This window comes from Paenibacillus xylanexedens (assembly GCF_007676705.1).
GTDB classification, from domain to species: domain Bacteria; phylum Bacillota; class Bacilli; order Paenibacillales; family Paenibacillaceae; genus Paenibacillus; species Paenibacillus xylanexedens_C.
In genome coordinates this window covers 1-324 of the sequence record NZ_VEBF01000117.1, presented here as the reverse complement: position 1 = coordinate 324, position 324 = coordinate 1, and the positions used below count along the sequence as shown (strand labels likewise).

1 pseudogene is annotated in these 324 nt (G+C 47.8%); it reads left to right on the top strand.

The annotated features are described in order from the left end of the window. Positions 1-2: 2 nt before the first annotated feature. A pseudogene (locus FS628_RS33210) lies at positions 3-324 on the top strand (imidazoleglycerol-phosphate dehydratase); the annotation flags it as partial.

The following is a 324-nucleotide window of genomic DNA, read 5'->3' as shown; positions in this document are numbered from 1 at the left end:
CAATCCATAACCAAAATAATCCTCTCCAACTTCAAAACAAACCCCCCGTCCCCCAACCACACCTTCACCCCAAAACAAACCACACCAATATCCACTTCCCTTTTACTCTACATCCAACTCCACAATCTACCATTCAAACCCATCTACCCTTCCTCAACCATATCCTCCATCTCTTCACCAACCATCCTCAATTCCACCTCAACCTACACCCTCCCCCACATATCCACATCCATCATCACCACACACTTCAACATATCCCAATCTCTCTGCGGCAGACGTTGCCTGAACCTTTGGCTCACAAACGTCCCATCAACCCCTATCCCA